Here is a 7,945-nt window from a genome sequence, read left to right on the forward strand (position 1 = left end):
AAGGTTTCGCCCGCCTAGGGTGCCGCAATGACTGCTCTTCACCACACCGCTCGGCGACCCCTGGCCGCAGCGAACCTGATCTGCCTCGCCTCGATGGTGGTCTGGGCCGCCGGGTTGCCGGCCGCCGACCTGATTGTTCCGCATATGCCGCCCGTCGCGCTGACCGCTGCGCGCGCGCTTCTTGCCGCCGTGGTGCTGGTGCCGGTCTGGTGGGCGGTCGAGGGGCGGCGCGTAGTCCTGTCGGCCGACTGGCTGACAGGGGCCTGGGTGGGTTTCGTCACACTCGGCCTTGCATCCTTCTTCGTGGTCATCGCGTTGCGATTGAACGACCCCGTGACTGTGGCCATCGTCAGCGCCGTCATGCCGGTCATCGGCATCCTTCTGGAATGCCTGGCCGACCACCGCCCGTTCACCCGCGCCTTGGCCGTCGGGCTGATGCTGTCCGTCGCAGGCGGCCTGATCGCGGTGAATGGGGCCGAGGGGGAACTCGACTTCGGCTACGGCATCCTCGCGGCGCTCGCCTCGGTCGTGGTCTACACCTGGGGCTCACGCGAAACCGTGCGGGCCCTGCCTGACCTCTCCCCCCTGGGCCGCGCCGCCATCACCATCGCGGGGGCTGCCGTGGTCTCGCTGCTGGCGGCGCTCGCCGACGGCTTCCTGCGCGACCAGTGGCCGGATTGGGGCGCGATCGGTTGGAAAGAGTTCGGTGGGCTCGCCGTCTTCGGTATCGGCTCGCTGGCGGTGTCCCAGCTGCTCTGGATTGTCGCCGTCGGGCGGATCGGTATCGGTGCCGCGTCGATGCACATGAACGCCGTGCCGTTCTATGTCATGGTGATGGTGTTCCTGGCCGGGGGCCCGTGGAACTGGGGACAGACGCTTGGCGCCGCCATCGTCGTGACCGGGGCATTGATCGCGCAGGGCCTGATCGGTGGGGGCAGACGATGATCGAGTTTCAGCAATCCCCGACCGATCCCGGTTTCGTCCAGGACCCCTACCCCTTCTACGAACGCGCCCGCGCTGCCGGGCCTTTCTTCCACTGGACCGACTACAACCTGATCTGCACCGGCAACGCAGCCGCGGTGAATGCGATCTTCCGCGACCGCCGCTTCGGGCGCGAGCCGGTGGAGCCCCCGGTCATCCCGCCCCACCTGGCCCCGTTCTACGCGGTCGAGGCGCATTCGATGCTGGAGCTGGAGCCTCCGCGCCACACGCGCCTGCGCAACCTGGTCCTGCGGGCCTTCACCTCGCGCCGCATCGCGGGTCTGGCGCCCGACATCACGGCGCTTGCGACCGAACTGGCGGAAAGCTTCGCTGCGGGGGAGAGTGACCTTCTCCAGACCTTCGCCCAGCCTCTGCCCGTCCGCATCATCGCCCGACTGCTGGGCGTCCCCGAGGAGATGGCGCCCGACCTCCTGCGCTGGTCGAACGCCATGGTCGGCATGTACATGGCCGGTCGCACCCGAGAGACGGAAGACCGCGCCGTCGCCGCGACCGAGGCTTTCGTGGCCTTCATGCGCGCCTATGTGGACGAACGCCGCGCGCGCCCGGCGGACGACCTGATCACCCAGCTGATCGCCGCCGAGATGGAGGGCGAGAAGCTATCGACCGATGAACTCATCTCCACCTGCATCCTCCTCCTCAACGCCGGCCACGAGGCGACCGTCCACACCATAGGCAACGGGGTGAAGATGCTCCTGGAGACCGGCACGCCGCTGTCGGCGCTGGCGCCGGAGGCTGTGGACGGCACGGTCGAGGAAATCCTCCGCTTCGACCCGGCGCTGCACATGTTCACCCGGCACGCCTACGAAGATGTCGAGATCATGGGCCAGACCTTCCATCGCGGCGACCGGGTCGGCCTCCTGCTCGCCATGGCGAACCGCGATCCTGGCGTCTGGGACCGGCCCGACCAGTTCCTGCCCTCCCGCCCGGTCAAGCCGCTGGCGACCTTCGGCGCGGGCCTGCATTTCTGCGTCGGCGCGCCCCTCGCCCGGCTGGAACTCCAGATCGCGCTGCCGATCCTCTTCAAGCGCCATCCGAACCTCGCGCTGGCAGAACCGCCGCGCTACGCCGACGTCTACCACTTCCACGGCCTGCGCGAGTTGAGCGTCACCGTCTAAGTCTTTCACCTGGCACCAAATATCCCCGCCGGAGGCACGCCGAGGAGGAGGGCGCGGGCCCCGACGACGAGACAAAGGACTTGCGCGTCAGCGCTCCATTTGAGAACCGCCCATCACAGGGGAAGGACGGTCGTCGACTTGATCTCTTCCATGCTCAGCAGCGCCGTCACGTTGTAGATCCGCACCTCGGAAATCAGCGCCTGGTAGAAGGTGTCATAGGCCCGGGCGTTCCTGACCCGCACCTTCAGGATATAGTCGATGTCCCCGGCCAGCCGGTGCGCCTCCAGCACCTCGGGGCGCTCGCGCAAGGCTTTCAGGAACTTCCGCTGCCACTCGGCCTCGTGCTCGGAGGTGCGGATCAGCACGAAGAAACAGGCCTCCAGCCCCAGCGCCTCGGGGTCAAGGATCGCGGTCGTCCGGGTGATCACCCCCTGCTCGCGCATCCGGCGGATCCTGTTCCAGACCGGGGTCTTGGAAGACCCCACTTTCCGGGCGATTTCATCCAGCGATTGCTCGGCATCCTGTTGCAGTTCGGACAGGATTTTCCGGTCCAGATCGTCCAGCGCGGCGGTCATTCCTGTTTTTCCCCCTTTCGCGGAAAACGGGTTCTTCCATGCAACAGTATCGGAACAGGTATCCTTATCTGCAAGGGCCACTGGCTTGCACCCGGGAAAATATTCTATATTTGGCACCGGATATCCAGACCTCGAGAGCATCATGAGCCGCCGCTTCACCCCGAAGATCGTGACCGCCAACCGACTGCGCGAGGGCGACGTCGTCTATCTGACCGCCGACGACCGCTGGTCCGCCCTCCACCACGAGGCCGAGTTGATCGAGGACGAGGCCCATGCCCAGATGCGGCTGTTGCATGCGGCGGCGCAGAAACTGCTTGTGGTCGGCGCCTATCTGGCCGATGCCAAGGCGGGACCAAACGGCCCCGAACCGACCCATTTCCGCGAGGAATTCCGCACCCGCGGCCCCTCGAACTATCACCACGGCAAGCAAGCCGACCTGGCCAGCTGAGGCGACATGTATTCCTACTCCGACTTCGACGAAGCCTTCGTCCGCTCGCGCGTCGCGCAGTTCACCAACCAGGTCGAACGGCGGCTGGATGGTTCGCTCACCGAAGATGAATTCCGCCCGCTGCGCCTGATGAACGGTCTTTATCTGCAACTGCATGCCTACATGCTGCGGATCGCCATTCCCTACGGGACCCTTGCGCCACGCCAGATGCGACAGCTGGCCTACATCGCCGACACCTGGGACAAGGGCTATGGCCACTTCACCACCCGGCAGAACATCCAGTTCAACTGGCCGAAGCTGCCGGACGTTCCCGCCATCCTGAAGGCGCTGGCCGATGTGGAAATGCACGCGATCCAGACCAGCGGCAACACGGTGCGCAACGTGACCGCCGACCATTTCGCCGGCGCGGCCGCCGATGAAATCGCCGATCCCCGCCCCTATGCCGAGCTTCTGCGCCAGTGGTCGACCGACCACCCGGAGTTCCAGTTCCTGCCGCGCAAGTTCAAGATTGCCATCACCGGCAGCCCGAATGACCGGGCAGTCACGAAGGCACATGACATCGGGCTGCGCATGGTCCGCAATGCCGCCGGTCAGCCGGGTTTCGAGGTCATTGTCGGCGGTGGCCTGGGTCGAACCCCGATGATCGGGATGACCGTGCGCGACTTCCTGCCGGAAGCCGATCTTCTTCCCTACGTCGAGGCCGTCCTCTCGGTCTACAACACGCTCGGACGCCGGGACAACAAGTACAAGGCGCGGATCAAGATTACCCTGCACGAAACCGGCAAGGACGAGATCACCCGCATGGTCGAGGCCGAGTTCGCGCGCCTGCGCCCCCTCTTCGGCGGGAATGACCAGAAGCTTCTGGCCGACATCCGCGAGGCCTTCGCGCCCCCCGCCTTCCGCGATGCGCCAGTCGACGCCTATGACTCCTTCTACAAGGCCGACCCGGTGTTCCGCGCCTGGGCCGACACCAACCTTGCCCGGCACCGCAACGACCAGTATGCCATCGTGACCATCAGCCTGAAGGCGCATGGCCAGACGCCCGGCGACGCGACCTCGGACCAGATGCGCCTGCTTGCCGATCTGGCCGAGACCTATGGCCATTCCGACCTGCGCATCAGCCACGAGCAGAACGTGATCCTGCCGCATGTCCACAAGTCGGACCTGCCGGTGCTGCATGCAGCGCTGGTCAAGGCGGGCCTCGGCACGGCGAATGTCGGGCTCCTGTCCGACATCATCGCCTGCCCCGGCATGGACTATTGCGCGCTCGCAACCGCCCGCTCGATCCCCGTCGCGCAGGAACTGGCTGCACATTTCGAGGCCTTGAAGCTGGAACATGAGATCGGCCCCCTGAAGATCAAGATTTCCGGCTGCATCAACGCCTGCGGGCACCACCACGTTGGCCATATCGGCATTCTGGGTCTCGACCGGGCGGGGGTCGAGAACTACCAGATCACGCTTGGCGGCGATGGCTCCGAGGACGCGGTGATCGGCGAGAAGACCGGCCCGGGCTTTGCCTATACCGAGATTGTCCCGGCGATCGAGCGCATCCTGCGCGCCTACATCGACCTGCGCACCGAGCCGACCGAAACCTTCCTGCACGCCTTCCGCCGCGTGGGAATGGAGCCATTCAAGGCCGCGCTCTACGGGTCCGAGGGAGAAAAAGATGCCGCGTGACGGCCGCCATGACGGCCCGGTGGCCGAGCGGGTGGCAAGCCTGAATGCGCGCTATCGCCACCATTCGGCGACGGCAGTCTTGGAACATGCGCTGAAAGATGACGACCTGGGCCGCGTCGCCCTCGTCTCGTCCTTCGGGGCGGAATCGGTGGTGCTGCTGCACCTCGTCTCGGTGATCGCGCCCGAGACGCCCGTACTGTTCATCGACACAAGGATGCTCTTCCAGGAAACGCTCGACTACCAGCGCGAGCTGGCCGAGAAACTGGCGCTTTGCGACATTCGCACGATCCGCGCCAACCCCGCCCGGGTCAGCTTCGAAGACCCTGACGGCACGCTCCACCAATACTCGACCGACGCCTGCTGCAATGTGCGCAAGGTGGAGCCGCTGGAACGCGCGCTGTCCAAGTTCGACGGCTGGATCACTGGCCGCAAGCGGTTCCAGAATGCCGACCGCGGCACCATCGACTTCTTCGAAAACGAGGGCGACTTCCGCATCAAGGTGAACCCTCTGGCCCACTGGGGTCGCGAGGATCTTGAGGAATACATGGTGGAAAACCGCCTGCCCCGGCATCCGCTCGTTGCGAAGGGCTACCCTTCCATCGGCTGCGCGCCCTGCACCAGCGCGGTGAAGCCGGGCGAAGACCCCCGCGCCGGGCGCTGGCGCGGCCAGGCCAAGACCGAATGCGGCATCCATTTCATCGACGGCAAGGCGGTTCGGACGGCGCCCGACCTCAAATCAACGGAGAACGCGGCATGAGCGTGATCGTCACCGATGCAGGCTTCGCCCCCGCCCCGGAGGCGGTAATCCCCTCGCTGGCCGAGCTGACGCCGGAGGCGACGGCGGTCGATCTGGCCAACACCGACGACCCGGCCGCGCTTGAAGGCCAGCTCGACCGGCTGACCCTGATCCGCGTCGGCTTTCCGGCCTTCAGCGATGGCCGCGCCTTCACTGTCGCCCGGCGGCTGCGGACGATGGGATATACCGGACAGCTGCTCGCGCTGGGTCCGGTCATCGCCGACCAGTATACCATGCTGCGCCGGGTGGGCTTTGACGGGGCCGAGATTCCGGACGAGATCGCCGCCCGCCAGCCCGCCGAGCAATGGCAGTTCCGCGCCGACTGGCGGGATCACCACTATCAGGCCAAGCTGCGCGCCTGATCCCCTGACCCGATGAATTCGCCGCAGGGGAAAGGCTTCCCTTGCCGCGTCGGCTCGCCTATGGAGGGCGAAACGATGAATGAGACCGTGACGATGGACACCGCCCAAGCGAAGCCGCACCTGCCTGACGCCCAGACCGTGACCAGCGTCCGGCACTGGACCGACCGGCTGTTTTCCTTTCGCGTCACCCGACCTGCCTCCTTGCGCTTCCGGTCAGGGGAGTTCGTGATGATCGGGCTTCTGGGCGAGAACGGGAAGCCACTTCTCCGGGCCTATTCCATCGCTTCGCCCAGCTGGGATGAGGAGCTGGAGTTCTATTCGATCAAGGTGCCGGACGGGCCGCTGACCTCGAAGCTCCAGCATATCCAGCCGGGGGACGAGATCATCCTGCGCCCGAAGCCGGTGGGGACGCTGGTCCACGACGCGCTCTTGCCGGGCAGCCGGATCTGGTTCCTGGCGACGGGGACCGGGATCGCGCCGTTCGCGAGCCTGATGCGCGACCCGGAGACCTACGAAAAGTACGACCAGGTCATCATGATGCACACCTGCCGCGAGGTGGCCGAACTGGAATACGGGCGGCAGCTGGTGGAAAGCCTGAAGGACGACCCGCTGATCGGCGAGATGGTGGCGGGCAAGCTTCTATACTATCCGACCACGACCCGCGAGGCGTCGGCCCGGATGGGACGGATCACCGACAACCTGACCAGCGGAAAGGTCTTCGCCGACCTTGGCCTTGCCCCGATGGACCCGGAGGAAGACCGGGCGATGGTCTGCGGGAGCCTGGCCTTCAATCACGACGTCAAGGCGGTGCTGGAGAAGTTCGGGCTGCGCGAGGGGGCGAATTCGGAGCCGCTGGAATACGTGGTGGAAAAGGCATTCGTGGGCGACGGGATCTGAACCTGTCCACGGTGGACAGATTTTTCGATCAAGCAATATCAATGGGTTGTCTGGCCGCGTTAGGGTGGCCTTAACGTTTCAAACCTTGGGCCGCGGGCAGTGCCTGCGGCCTTGAGCATGGCGCGGCGCCCCTCTGACCACGCGATCGGTCTGCGCAATGAAAAAGGCCGCGAGGGGGAACCTCGCGGCCTTTCCGGTTTCGGCGGATGCCGAAAGATCACATGCCGAGCGCGGTCTTGACCTGCGCGACGGTGTCGGCGACCAGGGCCGGGTTGGCCTTGGCGGCCTCTACAGCGGTCTTCAGCGTGGCCTTGGTCGCGTCGTCGAGGGTCGAGCCGTCGATCAGCGCGGTCACGGCGTCAGCGTTGAAGTTCGCCGGATCAAGCGCGGCAGCGGCGTCGGTGGCCGCGCCGGTCGCTTCGGTCGCGGCACCTTCGACAGCGGTGGCAGCGTCGGTCGCGGCACCCTCGACGGCTTCCGCCGCGTCGGTCGCAGCACCTTCGACGGCGGCGGCAGTGCCTTCGGCAGCCTTGGCGGCATCGTCGGCGGCCTTCTGGGCGGCGGCAGCCGCTTCTTCAGCCGCCTTGGCGGCGGCCTCTTCGGCGGCCTTGGCGTCGGCGGCGGCTTTCTCTTCGGCAGCCTTCATCGCCGCTTCCGCTTCCTGTGCCGGCTTGTAGCTGAACTGGTAATAGCCGCCAGCGGCCAGAAGCACGACGATGGCGCCGATGATTACGGTTCTGTTCATGTCATATTCTCCTATGACCGGAGCTATCGCCCGGATGGCGCTGATATGGCAGCTTGGCCGGGAAATGAAAAGGGTGCTGCATTGCAGCACCGCGAAAAACACCGGAAACATGCGGAATTCTGGCCGGAGGGCGGGCCAGCCGGGTTGCGGAGCCGCCCGCCCGCGTCTAGATTGCCGCCGCGCATTCAACCATCAAAGGACGACTACCATAGCCCGCAGACCGCACAATGCCCCGCCGCAACGCGAAACCGGTCCCCGCATCAACGACCGCATCCGCGCTCCGGAAATCCGCCTGATCGGTGCGGATGGCGAGAATGTCGGGGTCGTG

The 7,945-nt window shown here is 65.9% G+C and carries 9 protein-coding genes; 7 read left to right on the forward strand and 2 right to left on the reverse strand.

The window, feature by feature from the left end; translation table 11 throughout:
- Window positions 1–27 precede the first annotated feature (27 nt).
- Together JNL31_RS03030 and JNL31_RS03035 are read left to right on the forward strand one after the other, a co-directional pair.
- The gene (locus JNL31_RS03030) at window positions 28–945 is read left to right on the forward strand and encodes a DMT family transporter (RefSeq protein ID WP_294969771.1); all 918 of its coding nucleotides are present in this window, start codon (window positions 28–30) and stop codon (window positions 943–945) included.
- Complete coding sequence (locus tag JNL31_RS03035; RefSeq protein ID WP_294969774.1) at window positions 942–2,117, forward strand: cytochrome P450; 1,176 nt, start codon at window positions 942–944, stop codon at window positions 2,115–2,117. Before JNL31_RS03030 ends, JNL31_RS03035 begins: the two co-directional genes overlap by 4 nt.
- Before the next feature lie 113 nt (window positions 2,118–2,230).
- Here the strand turns inward: JNL31_RS03035 and JNL31_RS03040 are convergent, their stop codons facing one another.
- Window positions 2,231–2,692: an Lrp/AsnC family transcriptional regulator gene (locus JNL31_RS03040; RefSeq protein ID WP_294969777.1), complete on the reverse strand. Its 462-nt coding sequence runs from the start codon at window positions 2,690–2,692 to the stop codon at window positions 2,231–2,233.
- 142 nt (window positions 2,693–2,834) lie between these two features.
- Between JNL31_RS03040 and JNL31_RS03045 the strand changes: the two genes are divergently transcribed.
- From JNL31_RS03045 to JNL31_RS03065, 5 genes are all read left to right on the forward strand, one after another.
- Entirely contained in the window at window positions 2,835–3,140 is a 306-nt protein-coding gene (locus JNL31_RS03045; RefSeq protein ID WP_294969780.1) for a DUF2849 domain-containing protein, read from the forward strand.
- 6 nt (window positions 3,141–3,146) lie between these two features.
- Window positions 3,147–4,817, forward strand: a complete 1,671-nt coding sequence (locus JNL31_RS03050; RefSeq protein WP_294969782.1) for a nitrite/sulfite reductase — start codon at window positions 3,147–3,149, stop codon at window positions 4,815–4,817.
- A complete protein-coding gene (locus JNL31_RS03055; protein WP_294969784.1) occupies window positions 4,807–5,574 on the forward strand; it encodes a phosphoadenylyl-sulfate reductase in 768 nt (255 codons plus the stop codon). The genes JNL31_RS03050 and JNL31_RS03055 overlap by 11 nt, the downstream gene beginning before the upstream one ends.
- Window positions 5,571–5,975 carry a DUF934 domain-containing protein gene (locus tag JNL31_RS03060; protein ID WP_294969786.1) on the forward strand — a complete coding sequence of 135 codons (405 nt, stop codon included), beginning with the start codon at window positions 5,571–5,573 and terminating at the stop codon, window positions 5,973–5,975. The genes JNL31_RS03055 and JNL31_RS03060 overlap by 4 nt, the downstream gene beginning before the upstream one ends.
- A 75-nt stretch (window positions 5,976–6,050) precedes the next feature.
- Entirely contained in the window at window positions 6,051–6,872 is an 822-nt protein-coding gene (locus JNL31_RS03065) for a ferredoxin--NADP reductase (RefSeq protein ID WP_294969789.1), read from the forward strand.
- 217 nt (window positions 6,873–7,089) lie between these two features.
- On the opposite strand, the gene JNL31_RS03070 is transcribed toward JNL31_RS03065, so the two are convergent.
- Window positions 7,090–7,617, reverse strand: coding sequence for a hypothetical protein (locus JNL31_RS03070; RefSeq protein WP_294969791.1), 528 nt, complete (start codon window positions 7,615–7,617; stop codon window positions 7,090–7,092).
- Between the last annotated feature and the right edge of the window lie 328 nt (window positions 7,618–7,945).

Origin of the sequence: Tabrizicola sp., assembly GCF_016792905.1 — a bacterium.
In the GTDB taxonomy this organism is placed as follows: Bacteria; Pseudomonadota; Alphaproteobacteria; order Rhodobacterales; family Rhodobacteraceae; genus Tabrizicola.

Bases quoted from the DNA above. Each gene is read 5' to 3' on its own strand.
- JNL31_RS03060 (WP_294969786.1), top strand. From the start codon at position 5,571: ATGAGCGTGATCGTCACCGATGCAGGCTTCGCCCCCGCCCCGGAGGCG.
- JNL31_RS03030 (WP_294969771.1), top strand. From the start codon at position 28: ATGACTGCTCTTCACCACACCGCTCGGCGACCCCTGGCCGCAGCGAAC.
- JNL31_RS03055 (WP_294969784.1), top strand. From the start codon at position 4,807: ATGCCGCGTGACGGCCGCCATGACGGCCCGGTGGCCGAGCGGGTGGCA.
- JNL31_RS03040 (WP_294969777.1), bottom strand. From the start codon at position 2,692: ATGACCGCCGCGCTGGACGATCTGGACCGGAAAATCCTGTCCGAACTG.
- JNL31_RS03070 (WP_294969791.1), bottom strand. From the start codon at position 7,617: ATGAACAGAACCGTAATCATCGGCGCCATCGTCGTGCTTCTGGCCGCT.
- JNL31_RS03045 (WP_294969780.1), top strand. From the start codon at position 2,835: ATGAGCCGCCGCTTCACCCCGAAGATCGTGACCGCCAACCGACTGCGC.
- JNL31_RS03035 (WP_294969774.1), top strand. From the start codon at position 942: ATGATCGAGTTTCAGCAATCCCCGACCGATCCCGGTTTCGTCCAGGAC.
- JNL31_RS03050 (WP_294969782.1), top strand. From the start codon at position 3,147: ATGTATTCCTACTCCGACTTCGACGAAGCCTTCGTCCGCTCGCGCGTC.
- JNL31_RS03065 (WP_294969789.1), top strand. From the start codon at position 6,051: ATGAATGAGACCGTGACGATGGACACCGCCCAAGCGAAGCCGCACCTG.